The following is a 25,557-nucleotide window of genomic DNA, read 5'->3' as shown; positions in this document are numbered from 1 at the left end:
AAGCTATCCGCAATGCGTTCATATTGTTCTTTGGATATCTTCATAGGGCAAAGTTAACCCATGAAGAACGTTTTGACAATTAGTGTTAACAGGCCCTAAAGCAGATTACCTTTGAAACGCTGCACGTTTCAAAGGGGTCATTGCGGCAAAAAACGCGGTTATCGCTGCTGTCGATCCCCGTATGGCTCCGTTGCCGCCAACGGGGACAGCCCGTCGGGTCGGTCTTCGCGGCGCGCCTCACCGTGCTCGGCGTCAGAGCATTTCAAGGTTGGAATGCTCTGGAGGCTCGCAAACGGACGCACAAAAAAACGGGGAAAAGAGTTCCCCCTTCTCCCCGCCTCTCTCAAGCGGATTCCCTTTGAAATGCTCTGGCACTCACCGAGCCGGAATTAAATATTCATTGCGCCGCCGTCCGCAGGCTTGTCCGCACCTCCGCCGGGACCGGCGTTCTTGTCTTCCTTATTCCCCGCGTCTGGTTTGGCCGCGGGCGCGCCGCTCACCGGCGGCGCGGAAACGTCCGCCGCGTAGGCCTTGGCCGTGCTTTCCAGAATGGCCTGGCCCACCACCAGCCAACGGTCGCCCTTCTTGCGCAGGGCCAGCCAGCTGGTCATTTTGGCGGGCGTGGTCACCTTGGCCACCGCCGCCGTGTCACTCAATTCGGTCACCTGCGCCTGTTTCAGGGATTCAGGCACCCAGGGGCAGTCCGGTGTCTGGGCCTCGCGGCACTGGGCCATCATTTCGCCCGTGCTCACGCCACGGGTATACTGGCTCTGCAAACGGTTTTCCATATTCAGCACGCTGCCCAGCAGATCGTCCATGCCGCCCAGGCCCAGCATACGGCCCAAGGAGTCCAGGGAACTCAAAGCCTGGTCCTCGCGGGTCAGGTTTTTGATCTGGTTGGCCGCGAAAGTCTTCAGATCCAGCTGGGCCAGAAAGGCCGCACTGTCGTTTTTATTCAGGGCTTCCGCCAGCGAATTCAGAGCCTTCTGCGGGCCGGAGGCAAAACAGGCCGTGAGCAGGGCCGCAAGCAACGCCGCCACCAGAAGAAAGGGGGACGGCCGACGTAGTATATTCATGACAACCTCGTTTACGCGCCGAAACGCGATAGTATCGTTCCAACGGAAATACTATAGCGCGCGAGCCGGAATAATGCAAAGCCCCGCCCCGGCCGGGCCGACGGCGGGGCTTTTTTTCCGTGCGGGCTTCTGCTACAGGTAGCCGAGTCCCGCGGGCTGCATACCCGTCGGCGACCCAGGGAGGCCTTTAATATGAAAGTGATCATCATGTGCGGCGGCAAGGGCACGCGCCTGCGCGAGGAAACCTCGGTCAAACCCAAGCCCATGGTGGAAATCGGCGGGCGGCCCGTGCTCTGGCACATCATGTCCATTTACGCCCGTTTCGGCTTCAAGGATTTCGTCCTGCCGCTGGGCTACAAGGGCGAAGTCATCAAACAGTATTTTCACGATTACAACATCCGCAACACGGATTTCACCGTGGAACTCAAAAGCGGCACTATCATCTCCCACCCCGGTCATGTCGAGGACTGGCGGGTGACCCTCTGCGATACCGGCCAGGAAACCCTCAAGGGCGGCCGCATCAAACGCGTTGCCAAGTATATCGACAGCGACCGCTTCATGGTCACCTACGGCGACGGCGTGGCGGATATCGACCTGCACAAGCTGTTGGAGTTCCACAAGCAGTCCGGCACCATCGGCACCTTCACCGGCGTGCGCATGCCCTCGCGTTTCGGCGCGGTGCGCACGGACGCGGCGGGCAAGATTCTCTCCTGGGAGGAAAAGCCCGTGCTCAACGAGCATATCAACTGCGGCTTTTTCGTGTTCGAACGCCGTTTCCTGGACTATCTGAGCGAGGACGAAAACTGCGACCTGGAAAAAGAACCCCTGCAACAACTGGCCGCCGAAGGGCAGCTTTCCATGTATCCGCATCCCGGCCAGTGGCAGTGCATGGACACCCTGCGCGATTCCATCAAGCTCAATGAACTCTGGGACAGCGGCCGGGCCTTCTGGGCCTGACGCGGCTCTTTTTCTGTCTGGCAGCGTTAAACACCACGGCGCACCTTGGCCACATAGCCGGCTATGCTCCACGCGGCGCGCCGCTCGTTTTCCTTGCCGGACAGAAAAATCATCCCCGTCAGGGGAACAGCATAGTTAAGGATACCAAATGTTTGCCAATGCCTATCAAGGACGCCGGGTCTTCGTTACCGGGCACACGGGTTTCAAGGGCTCCTGGCTGGCGGCCTGGCTCACGCGGCTGGGCGCGACCGTGGCCGGTTTTTCCGACGGCATCCCCACCGAGCCCTCGCATTTCGCGGCCATGCATCTGGGCGCGCACCTGGAAGATCTGCGCGGCGACATCCGCGACCGGCAGGGCATGGTCGATGCCGTGCGGCGTTTCAAGCCCGAGGTGGTCTTCCACCTGGCGGCCCAGGCCCTGGTGCGCAAATCCTACGAGGACCCTGCGGGCACCTTTGAGGCCAATATGCTCGGCACCATGAACGTGCTGGAAGCCGTGCGGGCCTGCCCTTCGGTGCGGGCCGTGGTCATGATCACCTCGGACAAGTGCTACCGCAACGACGAATGGGTCTGGGGCTACCGTGAAACCGACCATCTGGGCGGAGCCGATCCCTACTCCGCTTCCAAGGGCTGCGCGGAAATCATCGCCCACTCCTATTTTCAGAGCTTTTTCAAGGAAGGTCCGGCCTGCGCCACGGTGCGCGCGGGCAATGTGATCGGCGGCGGGGACTGGGCGCAGGACCGCATTGTGCCCGACTGCGCGCGGGCCTGGGCCGAGGGCCGGGCCGTGCAGATCCGCAGCCCCTGGGCCACGCGGCCCTGGCAGCTGGTGCTGGAGCCGCTTTCCGGCTATCTCTGGCTGGGCGCGCGCCTGCTGGACAACGGGAACGCGCCCTTTGACCCGCGCGGTCAGGCCTACAACTTCGGCCCGGCGGCGGACGTCAACAATACCGTGGCCGAGGTGGTGGAAGCCCTGGCCCGGCACTGGCCCGGCTTTGAAAGCCGAATGGACGCGGCGGGGCAGGCGGGCATGAAGGAATGCACCCTGCTCAAGCTCTGCTGCGACAAAGCCCTGGCCCACTTGGGCTGGAAGGCCACTCTCAGCTTTGACGAAACCATCCGTTATACCGCCGAATGGTATCACCGTTTCTACCGGGGCCGGGACGGCGCGACGCCGCCCGACATGCTGGACTACAGCCTGGGCCAGATCGCGGCCTACGTCAACGCGGCCGAACAGCGCGGCCAGATCTGGGTGCGCTGATGGACGCGCGAACCACCAACAGCCCTATCGCACAGGAGGTGGGCATCGCGGGAGCGCTGTTCCAGCCCCTGACGGTGATCCCCACGCCCGGGGGGCCGGTGCTGCGCATGCTGCGGCCCGATTCGCCCCTGTTGCCCGATTTCGCGGCGGGTTTCGGCGAAATCTATTTCTCGGAAGTGCTGCCCGGCGCTGTCAAAGCCTGGAAACGCCACAACCGCCAGACCCAGCTGTTTGCCGTGCCCCACGGCCTGCTCAGAATCGTGCTTTATGACGACCGCCCAGGCTCTTCCACCCAGGGCGTACTCTGCGAGCTGGCCTTGGGCAGACCGGAAAACTACGGCCTGCTGCGCATTCCGACAGGCGTCTGGTACGGATTCGCGGCCCTGGGCGGGGAAGCGGCCCTGATCTGCAACTGCGCGGACCTTCCCCACGATCCCGCCGAAGGGGAACGCCGCCCGGCGGACGATCCGGCCATTCCCTATAGCTGGGAGAGCGCCGCGCGGGCTGGAGAACGCTGAGCATGGCCCGCCATCTGCTGCGCGCGGCCTGGGTTCCCCGTCCGTCCGGCGCCCCGCCGCTCTCCGCCCGGCAAAAATGCCGCGCATGGTGGCAGGCCTGCCGCCCCCCTTTTTTCATTACCGCCGCCATTCCTGTGACCCTGGCGCTGGCCCTGGCCTTCCGCGTGCAGGGACAGGTGACGCCCGGCCAGTGGGGCGTCTGGCTGCTTCTGCTGCTGGGCTGTTTTCTGGGCCTGACCATCGCCAACTTCGCCAACGACCTTTTCGACCATATCCTCGGCGTGGACGAGGGCGAAAACATCGGCGGCTCACGGGTGATCCAGGCCGGGCTGATCAGTCCGCGCCAACTTTCCGCAGCCCTTCTGCTGCTGATCCCGGCTACCCTGGTTGTAGGCGCGGCCCTGATTTTCAGCCTGCCGCCCGCGTTGCGGCCCGGCCTGTGGGCGGCCACCCTCTTTGCCGTGGCTTCGGCCGTCTTTTACGTGGCCCCGCCCATCCGTTACGGGCACCGCGCCCTGGGCGAACTTTTCGTCTGCCTGAACATGGGCCTGATCATGGTGACAGCCGGCGCCACTCTGCTTCTCGGGCGTTTCGACCTGCGCTCTCTGGCCCTGGCCCTGCCAGTGGGCCTGATGGTGGCGGGCGTGCTCTACTACCAGAGCCTGCCGGAAATCGAAACCGATCTGGCCGCGGGCAAGCACACCCTGGCCAACAGGCTGGGCAAGGACAAGGCCGCCCTGGTGTTCAAGCTCTGGTGGCCCGCCGTCTGGCTGCTGCTGATCAACCTCTGGGCCTGTGGCCTGGCCGGATGGCCGGTGTTTCTGGGCCTGCTGGGCCTGCCCTTCTATCTCACGGCCTGCCGCCGGATCAACGCCGCCGGGCTCGGCGACTGGCTGCACCTGGACGCCCACGGCCATCTGGTGCGCAAAACCTATCTGATCTGCGGCGCGGCCCTGATCCTGGGCGTGGCCTTCTGAGCACGCAATCCGTAAACGCACTAAAAGCAGAGGCGCGATCTCCAGAAGAAGATCGCGCCTCTGCTTTTAGTGCCGTTTTTTCAGCCCCGGATCAGGCCCCATCAAAATACCGTCCACGTGCTGCGGGAAAAGCACAGCTTTTTCTCGCGATTGGGCGCGGGTATCCGCTCACGCGGGCACCGGAGTAATTCACTCATTTCAAACGTGAATTGCTCTCATTTTCCGCAATCCGCCCGTGCGTCTTCCACAGCCGCAGCCGCCGCAGCTCGGAAATGGCCAGACCCAACAGGGTCAGGGCCGTGCCCGTGGCGGACATCCATGTGATGCGCTCGTGCAGCACCAGCACTGAGGTAAGCACCGTGACCACCGGCACCAGATAAATATAGACAACGGTTTTAATGGCTCCCAAGCGCTTGAGCGAGAATGTCCAGGTCACGAAACAGAGGGCCGAGGCCCAGAGGCCCAGAAAAAGCAGGTTCAGAAAATTTACCGGCTTGAGCAGGCGCGCGGCGTCCCAGGAAAAGCCGAAAACAGGCAGGCAGGGCAGCATGAACAGCAGGCCGTAGAAAAAAATCCGGCGGGTGGCCTGCAAACTGCCGTAGCCGTGAGCCCCGATCTTGCGGGTCAGGATGGAGTAGACGGCCCAGACCAGGGCCGCCAGCACGGCCAGCAGGTCGCCCAAAGGATTGAGCCGGAGCACCGTACTGCCGTTGAAGCTGATCAGGCCGATACCCGTGATGGCCACGGCGAAACCCAAAAAGAAGTTGGCCCTGGGCCGCTCGCCGTCCAGAAAGCGAAAGGCCAGCAAAGCAGTGAAAAAAGGCGCCACGGCCACGATCACCCCCACATTGGAGGCAAAGGAATAGGTCAGGGCGATATTTTCCAGCAGAAAATACAAGGTCACGCCGGTCAGCCCGGCCATGGCGAAAAGCCATTCCTGCCGCCTGTCCGTCAGTTTGAGGCGGCGCGGGCAGACCAGCCAGAGGGCCAGCCAGCCCAGCGTGAAGCGGATAAATAAAATTTCCAGGGGCGTGAAATCGCGCAGCAGCACCTTGGTGGAAATAAAGGTAACGCCCCAGACGATAATGGTCATCAGGGCAGCGAGGTGTCCGATCAGCTGTTTCCGGTCCGTCATGATGTTCCTTCCCGCTCACCGTTTGGCCGGGATGAAGATGCGCTGGTACTGTTTGGGCGTCAAGCCGATAAAACATTTGAAAAATTTCGTGAAGTGGCTCTGGTCCGCAAAGCCCGCGCTCAGGGCAGCCTCCACCGGCGGCACGCCCGTCTCCAGCAGGGCTTTGGCCCGGGCGATGCGTACGTTTTCCAGATAACGATAGGGCGTGATGCCTTTGGCGCGGGTAAAGGCCCGCAACAGATAATATTTGTCCAGCCCGGCCAGGTGGCCCAGATCGTCCAGGCTGATCCGCTCCGCATAATGCTCTTCCAGAAAGGCGCAGACCACACGGATTGCGCGGGCGACCGCATCTCCGGTCTGGGGCGCGGGCGGCGTAAAGGGCGCGGCGAATTCTTCCAGTAACTGTTCCAGAAGGGCGAAGAGCAGCTCTTCCTTGCAAAAGTCCACAGACTCTTCCAGGATCATGGCGTGCAGATCCCGCAGCAAAGGAACCAGCTCGCTTTGCGGCACGATATTGGGCGCGAACACGGGCAAGGCCCCCGCGCCGGTGATCTGCCGGGTCAAACGGCGCATGGTTTCCTCGCCAACATGCAGACAACGCCAGTTCAGGAGCTCGTCGCCCACCTGGCTGCAGGCGTGGTTGTCACGCGGGTTGAAAAGAATCAGATCCCCGGCCTCGGCCAGATATTCCCTGTTGTTGCAGAGAACCCGGCGGCGGCCGCCGTCTATGCAGCCGATGACATAATGCTCATGAAAATGATTGGGAAAATTTTGCAGCAGCCCGTGAAACAAACAGGCCTCGATCTGCAGATCCGCGTCAAAACGGATCACACGCGTCCCGCCCGGCATGGCCAACTCCTTGTATGAACGAAAAGTAGCGCGTCAGGCGAAAATTTTCTGGTACGATATTGACGCCGGAACAGTCAGATGAGCGCTGATCAGCATAGCCACTGCTCCGTCGTGTCGGCCGCGGCCTGCATGTCATGGAAGAGCCCGGCTGTGTGAAAGCCGTCGGCCACCGCGTGATGTACGGAGACAGCCACAGGAATCAGCCTTTTGCGGCCTTGGACAAAGTGCTTGCCCACCCGGATCAGCGGGAAAAGCAGGCGAGATTCCGCATAGGTGTCCTGCGCGAAAGAAGTGAAGGAAAGCCAGGGCAGGGATGAAACGGAACAGAAATTTTCCGGCGTGCGGGCGCGGCCCTTGATGCCCCGCACGTTGCCGTAACCGGCCATGTCCGCCAGCACGGTTTCGTAAAATACGCTGAAATCCGGCGACCATTGGCTCCAGAGGTCGGAGAACGTCGCGTCGTCCTCATGAAAGACGGTGTAAACCGGATTACAGTAACTCCAGCGGCCCAGGCGGCCCTGAACGTCAAAAGCCATACGGAAGGCGCCGTTGCCCGCATTCTCTTCATCGCTCTGCCTGTTTACGGCGTGCATGATCACATAGAGCAGGATGGGAAAAAAGCGGCGCTGCAATTGCCGACGACGGCGCATCAGGCGGGTGATGTCCAGCGTCGCGGTGATGGAATAGCGGCACTTGAGCCTGTCGAAATAATAGGCGAAGTATTCCCGGCGCGGCCAGCTCTCCAGGTCCACGGGCGTGAAGAAGGCAGGCGCTATGCCCCTGCCCGCGCCGCCCGCTTCCTCCACTCCGTGCGCGCCCGAAGCCGCCATGTTCAGCTCTTGCGCCGCGCCATGCCCAGTTCCATGAGCCGTTCCAGCAACCGGCCGAAATCAAGGCCGATGACCTTGGCCTCCTGCGGCACAAGGCTGGTGGCGGTCATGCCCGGCAGGGTATTGACTTCCAGCAGGGTCAGGTTCTGATCCGCATCCAGAATGAAGTCGGCCCGGCTGTAGCCCCGGAGCCCCAATGCCTTGTGGGCCGCCAGGGCCAGGTCCCGCACCCGGTCGGTCAGCTCCGGCGCGATGGGCGCGGGGCAGATCTCGCGCGCGCCGCCCGTGGCGTACTTGCTTTCGTAATCAAAAAAATCCCCGGCCACAGGCTCAATGAGAATGGGCGGCAGGGCCTCTTCGCCCAGGATGCCGCAGGTCACCTCGCGGCCCTTGAGTTCCGGTTCGATGAGGGCCTCGTCCCCGGCGGCGAAGATCTCGGCCAGCACCTTGTCCAGTTCCGCGCGGTCGCGCGCCCGGCCCAGGCGCAGGGAAGATCCGCCGGTATTGCTTTTGACGAAAAGCGGGTAGGCCAGGCGCGGCTGCCAGTCCGCGGGCGGGGGACAGGGCAGAAATTCCCAGTCCGCCGTGGGCAGGCCCGCATGCCGGAAAAGCTGCTTGGCCGCGGCCTTGTTCAGGGCCAGGAAAGAGCCCGCCGGGCCCGCGCCCTGGTAAGGGCAGCCCACCCGGTCCAGCATGGCCTGCACCAGACCGTCCTCGCCCGGCGCGCCGTGCAGATTGATGAGGGCAAAGTCATGCTCCCTGGCCTGGGGCAGAAGCTGGTCGAATTCCGTCAGCAAGTCGAAAAAGGTCACGCTGTGGCCCAGCGCCCGCAGGACTTCCTCCATGCCGCGCGCGCCGTTCAGCGAGACTTCGCGTTCACTGGACCAGCCGCCCGCAATCAAAAGAATCTTCATGCAACGCCCATCCTAACTGCGCCGACAAGGCGCGCTCAATGGTTTTTCCCTGTTCATAGGAACCCCGGATGCCCTCGCGCGCGGCCTCGGTGCGGCCGTAGCGCGCCAGCAGATCCTCGTAGCGTTCCTCAAGCGGCACGCAGGCGTCGTGCCTGACCCGCTTGTCGGCATAAATCACAAAAAACGGCAGCGCGCAGATGCCCGCCCCTTCCGGCAGGGGCCAGGGCCAGTGCACATGCAGCATGACGCCCTGAGCCAGCGCGTAGTTGCGGGTTTCGGCCACCGCCCACGCGCCGCCCAGCAGGGCGTGGCTGCCGCCGTGGCGCAGACAGTAGGTTTTGGCGATGTCGTGCAGCAGAGCGCTGGCGCGCACCTCCGGCACATTGACCGCGAAGCCCTTTGCCGCCGCGCGCCGGGCCAAAGCCGTGGCGATATGGGCCACCAGGCGCGAATGGCGCTGCACATTGGGCAGCATGACATACTTGCGCCAGAGGGCGAAACAGGCCTCGTCGTCCGGCGGCGCGGAGGCGGCCGTACTCAAACCCGGAAGTTCCGGCAGGCCGGACAGAGGGTGGCGGAAGGGCTTCGCCGCGCCGGGCGCGGGGTCAAAACTGTTCATCCTGCAAGTATGCCACCGGCGGAGTGGGATGGCAAGACGCCCGCAACGCCGCCAGGGTCATTCCTTTCTCCGTCCGTAGGCAGAATTATTCTGATCTCTACTAAGTTATCTTTCAAAGGGAATTGTTCTATGGGCTTATCATATGGATGAGGTATTTCGAGCCCTGCGGGCGCAGTGCCTTTGCGCCTCCTGGCGTTTTGGCCGCCTATCGTTGCTGTCTTCATCCGTAAGGCGGCCTTGCCGCCAACGGCTGAAGCCCGGCGCGGACAGGGACCGGGGGGCAGAATAAAACAACTGACGGAGAACAGAATGCCCCTGCACCCCCGCTGTTGCCGTTTCAAGGAATCGCGCAAAAACAAAACAGCGGACCGTCCTTCAAAGGCCGGTCCGCTGTTGACGACTATTTTGCCCCACTCCCCTGGCCGCTCCGGACGCCGGATGGCGCCGGAGTCCGGAGCGGCGGCAACGGGAAGTGAACCGGGCGCCGGCTACGACACGAACCGACGCGCGTCGCCGCTGCATCCCCACAGGCGGTCGGAATCAGGCATAATTCCGCAAGGGATGGCCCTGTTGACGGAAAGGGCCGCGACGAGCAGAACGCATGCTGCGCTCTAAGCTCTCTTATCGGCCCGCCGCGCGAAGACTTGAGAGGAAACTCCGGCCCGTGGGGAAATTCACGCAAAAAAACCCGCTCGTTCAGCCGCGCGCGGCCTGCTCCCGCAGCTTGTAGTGCAGCAGCTTGCCGGTGGCGGTATGCGGCAGCTCCTTCACCAGGGTATAGAACCTGGGGCGTTTGTACGGAGGCAGCATGGGATGGCGCGCGCAGTGGGCTTTCAGCTCCTCCACGCTCAGACTTTCATCCGCCGGGAGCACATAGGCGGCCACGCACTGGCCGTGCAGACGGTCCGCCACGCCGATGACCGCGCTTTCCGCCACCTTCGGATGCTCGTTGAGCACGGCCTCAATCTGGGTGGGATAGATGTTTTCACCGGCGCAGATGATCATGTCGTCCTTACGGCTCACGATGGTGACGCATTCATTTTCATCCCAGGTGCCCAGATCGCCGGTGTAATGATACCCCTTGTAAAACTTCCGCGCGCTCATTTCCGGATTGTTCACATAGCAGCAGGCGGACTTGGCCGGGGATTTGATGATGATTTCGCCCACCTCGGCATTGTCCTTGGCCGCCAGTTCCGTAGGCTCGGCGCGGCCGTCCTCCTTGAGCCGGATCACGCGCACGTCGTCGTCCGTGCAGGCCTGCCCGGCGCTGCCCGCCATTTCCGGCAGATTGTAGGGGCGCAGAAACGTATTCCAGAAGGTTTCCGTGGTGCCGTAGCCGTTGAAGATATTGGGCGTGAACAGCTTCCGGTATTTTTCGCAGGCGCTTTTCTCAAAGGGGCTGCCCATGGTCACGATGCCGCGCAGAGCGCTGAGGTCCGCCGGGGCGCGCTCCTGGGCCCGCGCCAGCAGGGCGATGATGGAGGGCACGCCGATCAGAAAGGTGACCTGATGCTCCTGGGCAAAGGCCAGGCAGCGGCGGGGATTGAACTCACGCAGGATGACCACCTCGCCCCCGGCGTAAAGCGTGGGCGTGAGGCCGCCGGAATGCAGTCCGCCGCGGTGGAACCAGGGCGTCATGTTCATGGTCCGGTCCGTGGCGTTGAGCGGAAAGTGCATCATCACGTCATGGGCGGAGAGCACTTCATTGATGTTGTTGATGGGTACGGCCTTGGCCCGGTTGGTGGTGCCGGACGTATAGAGGCGCGCCGTTTCGTCGTAGATGTGCGGCCGGTCCGGCCGCACGGGATCGCTCTCCGGCCTGCCCGCCACATATTCCTCGTACAAGGTGTCGCCGGGCCGGGCGGGGGCCCCCTCCCCCACCGCCACCACGCGGCGCGGCTTGTGGCGGGCAAAGTCCAGGGCCTGGCGCGCCGTTTCCGCGAATTCCAGGTCATAAACGAAAATTTCGGGCGTGCTGTCGTCGATGATCAGGGCCAGTTCGCCCGGCGCCAGGCGGTAGTTGACCGGGCAGCTGATGGCCCCGGTCTTGTGCCCGGCCAGATAGCAGAAGGCGAATTCCGGGCTGTTCAGCAGCATATACATGATCACGCTGTTTCCGCCCACGCCGTCGGCGGTCAGAGCATGGGCCAGACGGTTGGCGTCGGCATTGAGGGCCCGATAGGTCCAGCGCCGTCCGCCGGCCGGACAGTGCAGGGCCGGTCGTTCCGCGAAGCGGCCCACATTGCGCAGAAAACCGTTCAGCCAGGTGAACTCATGCTCGAAGGTGTCCCTGAACATGGCGACATCGTAGGTAAAAGCCACAATACGTCTCCTATGACGGATAGCGGGATACGATAATGCTGGAATTCTGGCCGCCGAAGCCCAGCGAGTTGGACATGGCCGCGCGCACCACAGCGGGACGCGCCGTATTGGGCACATAGTCCAGATCGCAAAGCGGGTCCGGTGTGGAATAGTTCAAGGTGGGCGGCAGAACGCCCTCGCGAATGACCTGAATGCAGGCAATGACCTCGGTGAGGCCGCCCGCGCCCATCAGATGCCCGGTGGCCCCCTTGGTGGAGCCGGCGGGCGGCGCGGCCGCCGCGCCGCCGAACACGTTTTTGATAGCCAGGGTTTCGGCCCGGTCGCCCAGCAGGGTGGACGTGCCGTGGGCGTTGATATAGCCGATGTCCGCCGGGCGGAGCCCGGCCCGGCGCAACGCGGCGCGCATGCAGGCCGCCGCGCCCGCCCCCCGTGGTTCCGGCGCGGTGATGTGATGGCCGTCGATGGTATTGCCCCAACCCGCCAGCACGGCCTTGATCTCCGCGCCGCGCGCCAGGGCATGGGCTTCGGTTTCGAGCAGCAGGGCGCCGCCGCCCTCGCCGATGACAAAGCCGTCCCGGCTCAGATCAAAGGGGCGGCAGGCCGTGCGCGGCTCGTCGTTGCGGCGCGAAAGGGCCTTGGCCTGCGCCAGGCTGGAAACCACGATGGGGCATAAAATACTTTCGCCGCCCATGGCGAGAACAGCGTCGGCCTCGCCGGAGAGCAGCAGCATGGCAGCGGTCATCAGGGCGTCGCCTCCGGCTGAACAGGCGGTGTTCAGAGTCAGGCTGGGCCCGCGCAGACCGTGGACAATGGCGACCTGGGCCGCGGCCACGTTGCCGATGACCATGGGCACGAAATGGGGGCTGACCTTGCCCGTGCGGCTGGCCCGAAAGGCGTCCTGGGTGCGCGCCACAGTGGTGACGCCGTCCATGGCCGTGCCCATGACCACGCCCACACGTTCCGCCTCGGCGGCCATATTCAGGCCGCTGTCGCGCAGGGCCTCTTCCGCTGCCGCAAAAGCGTATTGCATGAAGGCCGAAGTGGTCCGGGCCACGGCCCGGGGCAGCATTTCCGCCGGATCGAAATCCCGGACTTCGGCGGCAATGCGCACGGGCAGACCCGAGGCGTCGAAGCGCGTAATGGGGCCGACGCCGCACGCGCCGTTGACAAGATTTTTCCAGTAGGCGGGTACGCCGATGCCGATGGGAGTGACCGCGCCCATGCCGGTAATCACCAGCGCCGTGTCTTTCATACGACTACCTTTTGGCCGCCGCGCCCCGGGATGCCGGAGGCTGCGCCACCAGATCGCTCAGGGCCAGAATGGTGTTGGCATAGGTCCGCGAGTGGTTGTAGGCCATCAGCAGTGTATGCTGACGGGCGCGTGAGATTCCCGGTTTCCAACCATGTTTGGCCAGATAATTGGACAGGCTGGCCACCGCGTCCGGCACGCCGAACAGATCCACCTTGCCGTCGCCGTCGCCGTCCGCGCCGTAGACCGCGATATTGGACGGCATGAACTGGCAAAGCCCGACGGCTCCGTAAATGGAGCTGGGCAAAGCGCGCGGGTCCGCATTGTCGTGCAGCAGATGCGCCGTCAGTGCGCGTACTTCCTTGTAGGCCCAGTCCGCGCGCTTGGGCATGGTTTCGGCGAACCAGTCCAGATGCCGTTCATAGCCGGGCAGGCGCGGCAGCCAGTCGCTGATGTCCTGCGGCCGGCGGCTCACGGCCATGCTGGCCAAGGTATAGAAGGCGTTTTCCGGCACGTCGGCCAGCACCTTGCCCAGGCGCGTCTCCACAAACAGCAGGGACACGGCAATGGCGGGCGGCACGCCGTAACGGGCTTCCGCCAGGGCGAAGGCCTGGGGGTTGGCCGCGATGAACTCGCGGCAGAGCCGGGCGTTTTTCTCCGTGACGACGCCCTTGTAATAGAGCGGCGCGGGTTTGCCCGAGGGCGGCTTGGGGAAAAAACGCCGCATATACAGCTCGCGCATTTTCCGGCCCATGGGCGACTGGCTGGGCCTGGCCGCCAGGGTGGACAACAACGCGTCCACCCTGGGCCCGGCCAGGCCGTCGGCGGCCAGGCGTTCGGCCAAAGGCCGCCATGCCGGGGCCACGGCCCCGTTTCCGGCGACATTCCCGGCCGGGTTTCCAGCCACGTTTCCGGCCAAATTTTCGACTTGGCCGGCGGGCGCGGCGACCGAAGGGGGCCCCGGCTGAGCCGGTTCCGGAGCAACGGGCGCGGAGCCCGCGAAAGGTTGAGAGGGTACGGAAGAAAGAGAGCCGGGATTGTCCGCCGTCGGGGACGGCAGATCCCGTTCCGTCAGAGTGTCGCTCGTCGCGCCTGCGGCGGGCGGCGTGGAAGCCGTGTGTATGCCGCCGCAGGCGGCGAGCAGAAAACAAAGGATCAGCAGAAAACAGCGCGGGCCAGACGTCCGGCGAAAACGCGCGCGCTGACGCCGCAGCTGCCGTGGAGACATGGCTACAACTCCTGCAGAATCCAGACCACCTTCCCCAGCAGGCGCTTGACCAGCAGATCGGGCGTCAACGAGATTTCGGGGAAATCCGGCGACTCCGAGCGCAGCAGGTAGCCGTCCTGCTCTCCGTTAAGGAAGACGCGGCGCAGCATCAATCCTTCATTGGGGGCGAACAGGGCGTAAATCTGGCCGGACACCACATTGTTGTCCAGGGTGTCCACACCCAGATGTGCGCCGGGCAGGATGAGCGGGCTCATGTTGGCCCCGCGCATGCGCAGCACCAGCAGACCCTCGCGGCTCAGCGAAAGCGGCAGCGAAATTTTACCCGCCGGCGTCAGCTCGGGCCGGGGCTTTTTATCGCTGTAGGCACAGTGCATGTCATATTCCGTACACACGGAATTTTTAGCCAGGGCATCGCCGTAATGGGCCGCGCTTTCGGCCAGGGAGGCCGGCGCATCCTGCGGCATGTAGCCCTGCTCGGTACGCAGGTACATGGGCCCGACGCCCTGCTTGAGCCAGTCGGGATTGAGTCCGTATTTCTCAAAGAGCTTCATATACCAGTCGCCCGGCACGGAATTGCGCCGTTTGGCGTCTGAGATGCTCGACTGGCGGATATCCAGCACTTCAGCCAACTCCACCTGGGTGCGGCTGCTGGTCGCCAGTTTGATGCGTTCATATATTTCCGCAAAGACAGGCATGGGATACTCCATAACGCGCAGAAACGCGTCATCAGTGTTGCAGATTGAGCAGCGGCGCTTCATTGGTCAGCACCATCTTGCTGTTGTCCTTAAAGGACTTGCGCATAGCCTCCAGCCAACGCTGGTAGGCATAAAATTCCGGAGACTTGCTGTAGGCCTCGGCATAGGCGGCTGCCGCCTGGGCATCGCCCTTGCCGCGTTCCATCTGGGCCTCGCGGGCGGCTTCAGCCAGAATCAGGGCGCGCTGGCGGTCGGCGTCGGAACGGATGCGCGTGGATTCCTCTTCGCCCTCCGACCGGTATTGCTTGGCCTGGCGTTCACGCTCGGCGCGCATGCGGCCGAAAATGGCACGCTGGTTTTCGGCCGGAAGGTCCGTGCGTTTGATGCGCACATCCAGCACTTCCACGCCGAAGGGTTTCATCAGTTCCGAGACCTTGTCGGTCACTTCCTTCATAATGGCCGCGCGGTGCGAGGAAACCACCTCGGTAAGGGTATATGCGCCCACCAGAGCCCGCAACTGGGAGTAGACAACGTCGTCCAGACGTGCCTGCGCTCCCGGAATACTGCGCATGGTACGGTAGAACTGGAGAGGATCAATAATCTTCCAGCGGGCGTAGTTGTCCAGCACAATGGCCTTCTTGTCCACGGTGAAGGCCTCGCGCGAGCGCGCTTCATAATCCAGCACGCGGGAGTCGAAATAGACCACGTTCTGAATGAAAGGCAGTTTGAAATGCAGGCCCGGTCCGTACACTTCCGAAAGCGGCTCGCCCAGTTGCAGAACCAGGGCTTTCTGGGTCTGATGCACGGTGAAGAAACACTGGCTCGCCAGAGCCAGGACCACAAGGGCCACGATAACCAGAAGCAGCGGATTCTTGCGCATTACTTTTTCTCCACGGCCTGCGGGGCCTTGGGGGTCTGGGGGGCACTCAGACCGGGCAGGGGCAGATAGGGCAGCACGCGGGCCGCGGCAGCGCCGTCCATGAGCACCTTTTCTCCGGCGCCGGCCAGAATGTCTTCCATGGTTTCGTAATACAGCCGCTGCTGGGTGACCTTGGGAGCTTTTTCATATTCCACGCGCAAGGCGTCGAAACGCGAGGCGTCGCCCTCGGCGTTGCGCACGCGGGTGGCGCTGTAGGCCTCGGCCTGATTGCGCAAGGCCGCGGCCTGACCGCGCGCCTTGGGCAGAAGTTCGTTACGGTAGGCCTCGGCCTCATTGATGATCCGGCTCTTGTCCTCACGGGCGCTGGCCACATCCTTGAAGGCTTCGATAACGTCCTGCGGCGGATGCACATCCTGCAACTGCACGGCGATGACATGGATGCCGGCGCCGTAGCGATTGAGAATCTGCTGCAGAAGCTGGGTGGCCTCGCTCTGGATCTTCAGCTTGCCGTCGGTGATGGCCGAGTCGATCTGGCTGTTGCCGATGACTTCGCGCATGGCCGCCTCGGCGGCGTTGCGCACCAGCGCCGCGGGCGCGCTGACGTTGAAGAGGTACTGCACGGGATCGCTGATCTTGTACTGCACGCTGAACTGCACATTGACGATATTTTCATCGCCCGTGAGCATGGAGGCTTCCTCGGGGATGGTCCGCACCTGTCCCTGCTGAAAAGTGGCGGACTGGCCCACGGAGCGGAAGCCCACCTCGCTGCGCAGCACCTGGGTGACCTGCGGCTTGTAGACCGTTTCAATGGGCACGGGCCAGGCATAGTGCGGGCCGGGTCCTTCCGTGCGTTCGTACTTGCCGAAACGCAGCACCACGCCTTGTTCGTCGGGATTGATGATATAAATGCCCGACAACAGCCAGAGCCCCACCACGGCCAGCAGCACCAGCAACACCGCGCGTCCGTTGGGCACGCGCATCTGGGAGAGACGTTTGAGCGGATTCGCATCCGGCCCGTTGCCTCCCTTGCTGAAGGGAGTACGCCGCGCGCGAGGTTCGTCGCGCTCGGTTTCGTCGTGATCCTGGTCCTGAGGAGGCCTGGGGGGAGGATTCTGCCCCTGCTGTCGCTGCCGCTTTTCTTGTAGTTTATCCCAATCCCAATTCATGGTAGAGGCAATACCTTCGCTTCAGAGGTGCGGGGCGCCCACAAACGTTCGCAACGCCCACAACGTGAGGAGTAGTGTTTATAAATAGGACACGAATCCGCCTTGGTCAAGACGGAGAGAGGCATGTCAATAAGAAGAGCCGCATGAAAAAGGACTGCATGGAGCGCCTTTTTTTGCGGCCAAGAAAAAAATGAAGCCCTGCCAGCGGCCTGGGACGTCGCAACAGAAGTGGCCTACCGCGCCGCCTCCACAACCTCCGCGTCGGCGTCGGCACAGGGGCTGCGCAGGGATCTGCCGGCCAGGGGCACCACGCGCACCACGCGTACAACATCGGCCTGCACCGCGAAATTGGGTACGTAATCAGCCAGATTCGCGCGCGGCGTCCGCGCGTTTCCGCCCTGCCAGAGCATGGCGGCGAAAAAGCACGCGCAGCCCAGCAGGGCGGCGCTCAACAGGGCGTACGGCGCATTGTTTTTTCCGTTGCTTCTGATCATTGCTTGCTCCTCAATATTTCGCGGCAGATTTTTCCCTGCCGCCCTTCCATGTGAGGAATAAGCAATATTGGTGCCAGGAGAATTTTCCGGGCAAAATGCTGGAGAGCGGCTTACCTTTGAAAGGTAAGCCGCTCTCAGGACTGATTAATGTAGATTTTTGTTCTCTGCCGAGGAGGGAGTGTATTCAAACCCGGCCTTCACACGGAGTGAGACTGACGCGGGCAGAGGGCAAAAGGACCATTAATCAGCGCAGCCCTAAACTTCGCTGATAATGGGCACCACCACCGGGTCGCGTTCCAGCACGCGGCGGAAGAAACGCCGCAGGGAAGAGCGGATGCCCTCCTGCATACGGGTGAGCTGGCCGGGCCGGGCCGCCTCGATCTCATCCAGCACCAGGCATTTGGCGTCTTCCAGCAGGTGGCTGTATTGCTGCTCGAAGACAAAGCCTTTGGAAATCATTTCCGGCCCATGCAGCACGCTGCCCGTCTCCGAATCCACAACCAGCACCACGATGACCATGCCCTCATCGCCCAGGATGCGCCGCTCCTTGAGCACGGCGGAACCCACGTCGCCCACGCCCTTGCCGTCCACCAGGGTGCACTCCACGGGTACGCGGTCCTCCAGACGGAAGGAATCCTGCAGAATGCTCAAGGGCTGGCCGTCCTCCAGCAGGATGATCTTTTCCGGGGCCACGCCGCAGCTTTCGGCCAGGCGGCCGTGCTTGACCAGATGCTGGTATTCGCCGTGCACCGGCACAAAAAGCTCGGGCCGCACGGCCAGCAGCATTTCGCGCAATTCCTCGCTGTGGGCGTGACCCGAGGCGTGGATGGCATGCACGCTCTCATAGAGCACTTCCGCTCCCAGGCGGTACATTTCATTGATCAGACGGGAAATGGCCTTGGCGTTGCCAGGAATCATGCGCGAACTCATGACCACGGTGTCGCCCTCGCGGATGCAGAGCTGGCGGTGGCCGCCCAGCACCATGCGCGACAGGGCCGACAAAGGCTCGCCCTGCGCGCCGGTAACCACCAGCACCAGTTGCTCGTCCGGCAGGTCCGGCACGCCGTTGTGGGCGTTGAAAAAGGAGGGCGGCAGCTTGGCGAAGCCCAGATCCCGCGCCATTTCAATATTGTTCGCCAGGGACTTGCCGCTGATGACCACCGTGCGCCCGCGCTCCCTGGCAAGGTCGAAGACCTCCTGGATGCGCTGGATATGGCTGGAAAAAAGCGTGATGACAATGCGGCCCTCGGCCGAATCAAAGACCTTGGCCAGAGAATCCTTGACCTCCCGCTCGGTGAGCGAGCGCCCCTCACGCATAACGTTGGTGGAGTCCGAAAGCAGCAGGCGCGCGCCTTCCGGACCGGCGAACTCCCGGAAAAGCCGCAGGTCCGTGCCCGAGCCGCCCAAGGGGTGGGGGTCGATTTTGAAGTCGCCGCTGTGCACCACCCGGCCCACGGGGGTTTCCACGCCCAGGCCGAAACCTTCGGGGATGGAGTGACAGACCGGAAAGAAATGAAAGGTCAGGTCGCCCAGGGGCAGCGTGGTACCGGCATCCACCGGGCAAAGCTCCACCCAGTCCAGAATTTCATGTTCGCGCAGCTTGTGCTCCACCAGGGCCAGGGTGAAACGCGAGCCGTAAATGCGTGTGCCTTTGAGTTCCCGCACCAGCCAGGGCAACGCGCCGATGTGGTCCTCATGCCCGTGGGTCAGCACGATGCCCAGCAGCTTGTCCTTGACGGCGCTCACCGCGCCGAAATGCGGAATGACCACGTCCACGCCCAGATGGGCGTCATCCGGAAACATCAGCCCGCAGTCCACCATGACCACGCCGCCCTCTGTTTCCCAGAGCTGGCAGTTGAGGCCGATTTCGCCGAGCCCCCCCAGGGGGGTAATGGAAAGATAAGGTTCGTTCATGCCTGCCGTCGTATGTTGATTTTCGTCAGAACAATTCATGCAATTACAGACGGGATGGCTTTCAGAAAGCCGTCCGCGTTTGCGAAATATGCCGGAAAACGCTTCCGGCGCGAATAAGGGCCGCGCTTTGCCGCGGCTTGCCGCCGCCGGCGATGCGTTCCGGAGCCCGCCGCGACAGGGCGCGCTCCACGGGAATCAGCGCCGCATCAGATCGGGATGAAATTCGCCCATGGCCACGTAAATCTGGGCCAGGGCCGTGAGGTAATCAGCCTTGGCGCTGGTCAGCGAAGCCTGGGCCGTGGTCAGCTTGGAAGAGGCGTCCAGCACATCGAAATTGGTGCCCACCTGTTCCTGGTAGCGGGCCAAAGCCACGTTGTAGGCTTCCGTGGCCTGTTCCACGCCCTTTTCCGCCACGGAAATACGCTTTTCCGCCTCATGCACGGCCAGCAGCTTGGACTTGATGTCGTAGCCCACCTGGAGCTTCAGGTCTTCCTCTTCGTAGCGCATCTTGGTCACCAGCCAGCCCGCCTGCTTGTCGGCATAATAGGTGGTGCCCCACTGAAAGACGTTCCAGGTGGCGCGGGCTCCCACCTCCCAGGTGGTGCCGCGCGAGCTCCGGTCGCCCGAGCGTTGCAGATCCGGGGTATTGCCGGTCTGATTGATATTGTAATAGGCCTCTACCTGCGGGTAGTAGTCGCTCTGGGCCACGCGCTGGTCCTTGCCCGCGATTTCCACGGACTTGGCCGCCATATACAGATCCGGCCGCTGACGGTAGGCCGCCTCCAGACACTGCTCCAGCGAACGCCGGAAAGGCACATGGACCAGTTTGCCCGTATACGCGGCCCTGGCGGTGGCGGGCAGACCCAGCAGGGTATTGAGCTTGGCGAGATAGGTGTCGCGGTTGTTTTCCACCTGGATCAGCTGGTTTTCCGCCTGGCTCACGTTGACCTCGGCCTGAAGCACATCCAGGCGCGGGCGCAGGCCCACGTCGTAAAAAGCCTTGGTGATGCGCAACTGGTCGCGCAGGCGGGCCAGGGAATCCCGCTCGCTGCGCACGTTTTCCTCGGCGCGCAGGTAATCGAGAAAATAGGTCTGAACCTGTTCGGTCATATCCAGTTCGGCCTTACGCAGGGAGGCCTTGTCGCTGTCGGACTGGAGGGCGGCTTTCTGGTAGGTGGCCAGCAGCCTGAACCCCTGAAAGACCGGCTGGGAAACTTCCACGGCCCAGGAATAGGTGCCCAGTTCCGGCGGACGCGAGCTGGCGGGCGAACTTTTCCTTTCCTGTTTGATCGCCGTGTAGCTCATGCCGAGTTTGGGACCGAAGGCCCCGCGCGCCGACTTGCGCGCCTCTTCCGAGGAACGGCTCTGGGATTCCTGCGACCCCAGGCTGGGATTGAACTTCAAGGCCCGCTGCACGGCCTCGGGCATGCTGACGGCATCCGGCAGGCCCAGATGCGCGTCCTTGCCGTCCGGGGAGCGCGGCCCCGTGTAGAGCGGCGCGGGTGGGGACTTCATGGCTCCGGCCCTGGACGCGGGCTGAGCCTCGGCCACGGGCGGATCGGCAAAAAAGAGGGCAACGCAGCCCAGCCACAGCCCGGCCAGCAGGCAGAGCGCGGGAGCGCGGCGGAAAAAGACGATTATGCGCATGGCCTCCAGCATACACGTACAGACACGGCATTGGCAACACAGACTTTATTCCGGGCTCGCCCGGCCGTGACGTCCGCGCTGCATGGAGCGCGCGGCGCCGGGGTCATTCCGCCTTGACGGGACCGTGAATTCGTTTTTACTATCTGAAGATACGTCAGCAACAGGACAATAGCCGTTATGGATGCAACCGTCACGCGGTCCATTGATGCCGTCCGCCGTTTTTTCAGGGCCTACCTGCAGGAAAGAGACCCTGAAGAAGCGGCGCACTGTCTTTGTGAGGATGTGCGCTGGATCGGCATCGGCACATCGGGAACCACCGGGGAGGGCCCGGAGACATTCCGCGCCTCGCTGCGCGAGAAATTCCTGGCGGCCCCCGGCCCCCGGAAATATGAACTGCGCGATCCGCGCGCGTTTGCCTGCGGCGAAAACTGCGCTTGCGTGGACGGCGTCCTGCGACTGCCCGCAACCCTGTCCGGCGGCGAAGCCGCGCGCCTGGAAATGCACTTTTCCGCCGTTTGCCGCTGCCGGGGAGAGGACTGCCTGATCCGGGCCATCCACGTTTCCGCGCCCGTCGAACGCCGGGACGAGGGCGGATTTTTTCCGGCCAGCCTCGGCGAAACCACCACCGCCGGGATGTCCTTCCGCTCCAAGGAACAGGCATTTGAACTGCTCAAGAACAGCATCCCCGGCGGTCTTATCGGCGGCTTCATGGAGCCGGGCTTTCCTCTCTATTTCGTCAACGACAATCTGATCCGCCATCTGGGGTACGGCTCTTACGAGGAATTCGCCGCGGATATACAGGGCATGGTCGGCAACGGCATCCACCCCGAGGACCGCGAGCACGTCAACCGGGTGGTGTCGGAATCGCTGGCGGTTTCCGACCATTACGAAGTCGTCTACCGCATGCTCGCCAAGGGCGGCTCGTTCATCTGGGTGCTGGACCGGGGCTGCCTGACCACGGACCGCGGGCGCAAGGTCATTGTCAGCATCGTCATCGACATCACCCAGCAACGCCGGCTTCAGGAGCGGCTCCAACGGGGCATGGCCTCGCTGGAACGCAAAAACGCCGAGCTCGGAGCTTTTTATCAGGTGGTGGTCAGCGGCATCGCCAAAATCCTGGACGACCCCGGCTATACCCTGCTCTATGCCAACGACCAGTTTTTCGACAATCTCGGCTACACGCGGGAGGAGCTCTTCTCCCTCTTCAACAATGAATCCTTGCGCATTATGCACCCCGCCGACGCGGCGGCCACGGATAAAAACATCCGCGAACTCAAGGAGCAAGGGCGTTTTTCCGTCAAATGCCGCTTCGTCAAAAAGAACGGCGAGAGCGCGCGCATCCGTCTGGACGGCTGCCAGACCAGTGAAACCCACGACGGCTACAACGTTATTTACTGCTTCTACACGGACATTGAGGAACAGGAGCGCCGCGACGCCGTCTACCAGCGCCAGCAGCACTTCATGTCCCTGATCAGTTCGAGCATCGCGGGCGGTTCCTTCATTACCCGCGCCGAGGCCGGACGGCCTCTGGCCTATGTCAGCGACAGCCTGCTCTCCCTGCTCGGCTATACCCGCAAGGAGTTTGAAAATGCCTGCAACGGCAGGCTGACCGGCATCATCCACCCCGACGACCGGGGGCGCGTCACAGCGGCCTGCGCGGACCCGCAGCGCGACTATTACGAAGAGGAATACCGGATCAGAAAAGCCGACGGCAACGTGATCTGGGCTCTGGAAAAAGGCCGCCTGACCACGGACGAGGACGGCGAACGGATCTACATCTGCATCCTGCTGGACATCACCGACAGGAAACTCCGCCACGACGAGCTGGTGCAACGCACCCGCCAGGATCCGCTCACCGGCCTGTACAATCACGACTATGCCCGGCAATACATCCAGACCTATCTCGACATCCACCAGCACGGGCACGCCTCGGCCCTGCTGCTTTTCGATCTGGACAATTTCAAACGCGTCAACGACATGCACGGGCACCTGGAAGGCGACGCCGCGCTGGTCCGCTTCGCGGAAATACTTAAAAAACAGTTTCGCAGCCGGGATTTCCTGGCCCGCACCGGCGGCGACGAATTCATCGCTTTTCTGCAGGACATTCCCTCCGAACAGGAAGCCGCGGCCATGGCGGACGGCGTGGCGCGACGCATGCGCGACTCGCTCGGCGGGGAATACGCGGACTGTGGCCTTGCCCTCAGCGTCGGCGTGGCCTTTACCACCGAGCGGACCTCCTACAATCTGCTTTTTCACGCCGCCGACGAAGCCATGTACCGGATGAAGGGCAAAGGCCGCGACGGGCGGGAATTTGTGCTGGACCGGGCTGAACGGGCATTTGAACGCCATCTGCTCTTCAAGCACGCCTTCGGCATCATTCTGCGCATTGATCTCGACAGCGGACAATACCACATCCGCTACGGCGCGCATGCGGTCAGCTCCCGGCTTCCCTCGACGGGCCCCTATGAGCAAATGCTGGGCGACGCCCTGCTCCATCCGGTTCTGCCCGAAGATAAAACCATGCTGCGGGAAAAACTGGGGCTGGCGCAGCTCCGCGCGGCCTGCGAGCGCGGCGAGGAAGTTTTGTCCCGCGAATACCGCGTGCGCCGGACGTCCGGCGAAATCCTGTGGATAGAATCCCGCTTCCATTTTCTGCGCAACGAGAGCCTGAATCTGGCCTACAACGTCATTTCCGACGTCACCGAAAGCAGAAAGCAGCGCGAACAGACCCGTATCGCGGAAATTTACGCCTACACCCTCCAGGACACTTCGGACGAGATTTACGAACTGGACATGGAGCGCGGTCGGTACCAGACCATCCGCAGTTCGGGCGGCGAGTTTCTGCCCCTGCCGCCGGAAGGGACGGTGGAAGAACTCCAGCACGCCGCCCGCGACGGCATGATTCACCCCGATGACCGGGAACGCTTCGACCGCTTTCATTACCGGGCGCGGGAAGCCCGAAGCGGCAAACCCAGTCGCGATGAATTCCGCTGTCTCTGGCGGGACGGCGCGTATCACTGGGTTTCCATTAGCGTTCTGCCCATTAAGGAAGCCAGCCGGAGATTCCTTGTCTGCGTCATGGGCATTGACGAGCGCAAGCGACTGGAAAGTTTTTCCAGCGAAAACAAGCAACTACGGCAAAACAGACTGGAGGACGAGCGCTACCGCATCATTGTGGAACAGAGCCGCGGCATTGTGCTGGATCTCGACCTGGAGCGGGGCGTCCACTACGCGCCCGGGCTTGAAAAGCGGTTTGTCTGCGATCCCATTGCGGGGGAAGGCCCCATGAGCATGCTGCGCTCTCTGGATATCCATCCGGACGACCGCCCTCTGCTGGATGCCTTCCACCAAACTCTGCGCAGCACAGCATCGGAAGCGGAAACAACTCTGCGTCTCAAGCGGCGGGACGGAGCCTTCCTCTGGTGCCGCATTGCCGTCACCGTCCGCCGCGACAATGAAGGCCGCCCGACCCGCATCGTAGGCGTCATCACCGATGTGGACGCCAACATCCGTACCCTGCGCCAGCTCCGCTACCGGGCCGAGCATGACCCGGTCACGGGTTACAGCAACCTGGCAAAATTCAAGCTGGACGCCACGCGCCTGCTCGCCGCGCGCGCCGGACGCAAATATGCCCTGTGGCACTGCGACTTCCGTAACTTCAAATATATCAATGATATATACGGCTACGATGTGGGCAATCGCCTGCTAAAGTACTGGGCCGACCTCACCGCCGCCAGCTTCAGCCCGGAGGAGACCTTCGCGCGCTCCTCGGCGGACAATTTCGTGCTGCTCTGTACCTACCGGGATATTGCGGAAATGGAGACACGTTTCCACAATTCCGTGGAACTGCTCGGGCATTTTGAAGAATTGGCCAGCAAACGCTTCCGCGTGGAACTGGTGGGCGGCTGTTACCTGGTGGAAGACGACGACGCCCTCAGTCTCAATGATATGCTGGGCCGGGCCACCATGGCGCAAAAAAGCGTGAAACCCCTGAGCGGCAGCCGTTATGCATTTTATTCCAAGGCCATGCGCGAAAAGGTCATTTATGAACAGGAAGTCGAGGCATCCATGGAGAAGGCCCTGCGCAACGGGGAATTCCGCGCCTGGCTGCAACCGCAGATCGACATCCACAACGGCAACCGCCTGATCGGCGCGGAGGTGCTGGCGCGCTGGCAGCGGCCGGGGCGGGGTTTCGTGCCTCCCTGCGACTTCATCCCTCTGTTCGAGCGCAACGGCTTCATTGTGGATCTGGACGCCTTCATGTTTGAACAGGCCTGCGCCTACCTTGCCTCGCGCCGTTCGCGCGGCCTGCCGCCACTACGCCTGTCCGTGAACGTCTCACGCATGAGCCTGGGGCAAAAAAACTTTCTTGAGCGCTACACCGCCGTGCGGGAGCGCTACGCCATCTCCCCCGGCATGCTGGAACTGGAATGCACCGAAAGCCTTGCGGTCAAGGATTTTCCCCTGTTCCGCGAAGTCATGACCCGGCTGCCCGGTTGCGGCTTCCGCCGGGCCATGGACGACTTCGGCACGGGCTATTCCTCCCTGAACCTGCTGAAAAACATCGACCTCGACGTGCTCAAGCTGGACATGGAGTTCTTCCGCAACACCGAGGGAACGTCCCGTGAGCGCGCCGTGGTCGAAAGCGTGGTCCGCATGGCGCACGCCCTGGACTTGACCACCGTGGCCGAGGGCATCGAGCTGCCCGAGCAGGTGGACTTTCTGCGGGCCATCGGTTGCGACGCCGTGCAGGGCTATGTTTTCTCCCGCCCCGTTCCTCTGGGCGACTTTGAGGAGCAGGAAGGCCGTTTTGCCGGGTAAAGCAT

20 protein-coding genes are annotated in these 25,557 nt (G+C 62.9%); 5 read left to right on the top strand and 15 right to left on the bottom strand.

The genetic code is table 11. The annotated features are described in order from the left end of the window. Positions 1–389 precede the first annotated feature (389 nt). The gene (locus tag KH208_RS06075; protein WP_291434730.1) at positions 390–1,076 is read right to left on the bottom strand and encodes a hypothetical protein; all 687 of its coding nucleotides are present in this window, start codon (positions 1,074–1,076) and stop codon (positions 390–392) included. A gap of 192 nt (positions 1,077–1,268) precedes the next feature. On the opposite strand from KH208_RS06075, the gene rfbF reads away from it, so the two are divergent. The 4 genes from rfbF (at position 1,269) to KH208_RS06055 (ending at position 4,789) form a co-directional block, all read left to right on the top strand. Then, positions 1,269–2,033, top strand: a complete 765-nt coding sequence (gene rfbF, locus KH208_RS06070; RefSeq protein WP_291434728.1) for a glucose-1-phosphate cytidylyltransferase — start codon at positions 1,269–1,271, stop codon at positions 2,031–2,033. Between the two features lie 148 nt (positions 2,034–2,181). Continuing rightward, positions 2,182–3,294, top strand: a complete 1,113-nt coding sequence (gene rfbG, locus KH208_RS06065; protein WP_291434726.1) for a CDP-glucose 4,6-dehydratase — start codon at positions 2,182–2,184, stop codon at positions 3,292–3,294. Beyond that, on the top strand, positions 3,294–3,812 hold the full coding sequence (locus tag KH208_RS06060) for a dTDP-4-dehydrorhamnose 3,5-epimerase family protein (RefSeq protein WP_291434724.1): 519 nt from the start codon (positions 3,294–3,296) through the stop codon (positions 3,810–3,812). The genes rfbG and KH208_RS06060 overlap by 1 nt, the downstream gene beginning before the upstream one ends. Positions 3,813–3,814: 2 nt before the next feature. Beyond that, positions 3,815–4,789, top strand: coding sequence for a prenyltransferase (locus tag KH208_RS06055; RefSeq protein WP_291434722.1), 975 nt, complete (start codon positions 3,815–3,817; stop codon positions 4,787–4,789). 193 nt (positions 4,790–4,982) lie between these two features. Here KH208_RS06055 and KH208_RS06050 read toward each other — a convergent pair whose 3' ends face one another. From KH208_RS06050 to KH208_RS05985, 14 genes are all read right to left on the bottom strand, one after another. Further along, entirely contained in the window at positions 4,983–5,924 is a 942-nt protein-coding gene (locus KH208_RS06050; RefSeq protein WP_291434719.1) for a DMT family transporter, read from the bottom strand. 15 nt (positions 5,925–5,939) lie between these two features. Next, positions 5,940–6,773, bottom strand: a complete 834-nt coding sequence (locus KH208_RS06045; RefSeq protein ID WP_291434717.1) for an AraC family transcriptional regulator — start codon at positions 6,771–6,773, stop codon at positions 5,940–5,942. Positions 6,774–6,862: 89 nt separating this feature from the next. Next, positions 6,863–7,603: a CatA-like O-acetyltransferase gene (locus KH208_RS06040; protein WP_291434715.1), complete on the bottom strand. Its 741-nt coding sequence runs from the start codon at positions 7,601–7,603 to the stop codon at positions 6,863–6,865. Between the two features lie 2 nt (positions 7,604–7,605). Next, on the bottom strand, positions 7,606–8,517 hold the full coding sequence (locus KH208_RS06035; protein WP_291434713.1) for a D-alanine--D-alanine ligase: 912 nt from the start codon (positions 8,515–8,517) through the stop codon (positions 7,606–7,608). Further along, positions 8,480–9,136, bottom strand: a complete 657-nt coding sequence (locus KH208_RS06030; protein ID WP_291434712.1) for an HD domain-containing protein — start codon at positions 9,134–9,136, stop codon at positions 8,480–8,482. Before KH208_RS06030 ends, KH208_RS06035 begins: the two co-directional genes overlap by 38 nt. Before the next feature lie 696 nt (positions 9,137–9,832). After that, on the bottom strand, positions 9,833–11,458 hold the full coding sequence (locus KH208_RS06025) for a class I adenylate-forming enzyme family protein (protein WP_291434710.1): 1,626 nt from the start codon (positions 11,456–11,458) through the stop codon (positions 9,833–9,835). A gap of 10 nt (positions 11,459–11,468) precedes the next feature. Next, on the bottom strand, positions 11,469–12,710 hold the full coding sequence (gene fabF / locus KH208_RS06020; protein ID WP_291434708.1) for a beta-ketoacyl-ACP synthase II: 1,242 nt from the start codon (positions 12,708–12,710) through the stop codon (positions 11,469–11,471). Positions 12,711–12,714: 4 nt separating this feature from the next. Continuing rightward, on the bottom strand, positions 12,715–13,935 hold the full coding sequence (locus KH208_RS06015) for a lytic murein transglycosylase (RefSeq protein WP_291434705.1): 1,221 nt from the start codon (positions 13,933–13,935) through the stop codon (positions 12,715–12,717). Between the two features lie 2 nt (positions 13,936–13,937). Next, positions 13,938–14,630 (bottom strand): helix-turn-helix domain-containing protein, encoded by a 693-nt coding sequence (locus tag KH208_RS06010; RefSeq protein WP_291434703.1) that lies wholly within the window; start codon positions 14,628–14,630, stop codon positions 13,938–13,940. Between the two features lie 31 nt (positions 14,631–14,661). Next, positions 14,662–15,510 (bottom strand): protease modulator HflC, encoded by an 849-nt coding sequence (gene hflC, locus KH208_RS06005; protein WP_291434701.1) that lies wholly within the window; start codon positions 15,508–15,510, stop codon positions 14,662–14,664. Then, positions 15,510–16,676, bottom strand: a complete 1,167-nt coding sequence (hflK, locus tag KH208_RS06000) for an FtsH protease activity modulator HflK (protein WP_291434699.1) — start codon at positions 16,674–16,676, stop codon at positions 15,510–15,512. The genes hflC and hflK overlap by 1 nt, the downstream gene beginning before the upstream one ends. Before the next feature lie 233 nt (positions 16,677–16,909). Further along, positions 16,910–17,170, bottom strand: coding sequence for a hypothetical protein (locus KH208_RS05995; protein ID WP_291434697.1), 261 nt, complete (start codon positions 17,168–17,170; stop codon positions 16,910–16,912). Positions 17,171–17,425: 255 nt separating this feature from the next. After that, complete coding sequence (locus KH208_RS05990) at positions 17,426–19,084, bottom strand: ribonuclease J (RefSeq protein ID WP_291434695.1); 1,659 nt, start codon at positions 19,082–19,084, stop codon at positions 17,426–17,428. 195 nt (positions 19,085–19,279) lie between these two features. Next, a complete protein-coding gene (locus KH208_RS05985; RefSeq protein WP_291434693.1) occupies positions 19,280–20,731 on the bottom strand; it encodes a TolC family protein in 1,452 nt (483 codons plus the stop codon). Positions 20,732–20,908: 177 nt separating this feature from the next. On the opposite strand from KH208_RS05985, the gene KH208_RS05980 reads away from it, so the two are divergent. Further along, on the top strand, positions 20,909–25,552 hold the full coding sequence (locus KH208_RS05980; protein ID WP_291434691.1) for a PAS domain-containing protein: 4,644 nt from the start codon (positions 20,909–20,911) through the stop codon (positions 25,550–25,552). Positions 25,553–25,557: the final 5 nt, after the last annotated feature.

It is taken from the genome of Desulfovibrio sp. (assembly GCF_018379785.1).
Lineage (GTDB): Bacteria > Desulfobacterota > Desulfovibrionia > Desulfovibrionales > Desulfovibrionaceae > Desulfovibrio.
The sequence above is the reverse complement of the archived record's forward strand: the minus strand, read 5'-3'. Positions and strand labels throughout refer to the sequence as shown.

Excerpts from the sequence above, each read along its gene's own strand:
- KH208_RS06075 (WP_291434730.1), bottom strand. The coding sequence starts at position 1,076 with ATGAATATACTACGTCGGCCGTCCCCCTTTCTTCTGGTGGCGGCGTTG.
- rfbF (WP_291434728.1), top strand. The coding sequence starts at position 1,269 with ATGAAAGTGATCATCATGTGCGGCGGCAAGGGCACGCGCCTGCGCGAG.
- rfbG (WP_291434726.1), top strand. The coding sequence starts at position 2,182 with ATGTTTGCCAATGCCTATCAAGGACGCCGGGTCTTCGTTACCGGGCAC.
- KH208_RS06060 (WP_291434724.1), top strand. The coding sequence starts at position 3,294 with ATGGACGCGCGAACCACCAACAGCCCTATCGCACAGGAGGTGGGCATC.
- KH208_RS06055 (WP_291434722.1), top strand. The coding sequence starts at position 3,815 with ATGGCCCGCCATCTGCTGCGCGCGGCCTGGGTTCCCCGTCCGTCCGGC.
- KH208_RS06050 (WP_291434719.1), bottom strand. The coding sequence starts at position 5,924 with ATGACGGACCGGAAACAGCTGATCGGACACCTCGCTGCCCTGATGACC.
- KH208_RS06045 (WP_291434717.1), bottom strand. The coding sequence starts at position 6,773 with ATGCCGGGCGGGACGCGTGTGATCCGTTTTGACGCGGATCTGCAGATC.
- KH208_RS06040 (WP_291434715.1), bottom strand. The coding sequence starts at position 7,603 with ATGGCGGCTTCGGGCGCGCACGGAGTGGAGGAAGCGGGCGGCGCGGGC.
- KH208_RS06035 (WP_291434713.1), bottom strand. The coding sequence starts at position 8,517 with ATGAAGATTCTTTTGATTGCGGGCGGCTGGTCCAGTGAACGCGAAGTC.
- KH208_RS06030 (WP_291434712.1), bottom strand. The coding sequence starts at position 9,136 with ATGAACAGTTTTGACCCCGCGCCCGGCGCGGCGAAGCCCTTCCGCCAC.
- fabF (WP_291434708.1), bottom strand. The coding sequence starts at position 12,710 with ATGAAAGACACGGCGCTGGTGATTACCGGCATGGGCGCGGTCACTCCC.
- KH208_RS06015 (WP_291434705.1), bottom strand. The coding sequence starts at position 13,935 with ATGTCTCCACGGCAGCTGCGGCGTCAGCGCGCGCGTTTTCGCCGGACG.
- KH208_RS06010 (WP_291434703.1), bottom strand. The coding sequence starts at position 14,630 with ATGCCTGTCTTTGCGGAAATATATGAACGCATCAAACTGGCGACCAGC.
- hflC (WP_291434701.1), bottom strand. The coding sequence starts at position 15,510 with ATGCGCAAGAATCCGCTGCTTCTGGTTATCGTGGCCCTTGTGGTCCTG.
- hflK (WP_291434699.1), bottom strand. The coding sequence starts at position 16,676 with ATGAATTGGGATTGGGATAAACTACAAGAAAAGCGGCAGCGACAGCAG.
- KH208_RS05995 (WP_291434697.1), bottom strand. The coding sequence starts at position 17,170 with ATGATCAGAAGCAACGGAAAAAACAATGCGCCGTACGCCCTGTTGAGC.
- KH208_RS05990 (WP_291434695.1), bottom strand. The coding sequence starts at position 19,084 with ATGAACGAACCTTATCTTTCCATTACCCCCCTGGGGGGGCTCGGCGAA.
- KH208_RS05985 (WP_291434693.1), bottom strand. The coding sequence starts at position 20,731 with ATGCGCATAATCGTCTTTTTCCGCCGCGCTCCCGCGCTCTGCCTGCTG.
- KH208_RS05980 (WP_291434691.1), top strand. The coding sequence starts at position 20,909 with ATGGATGCAACCGTCACGCGGTCCATTGATGCCGTCCGCCGTTTTTTC.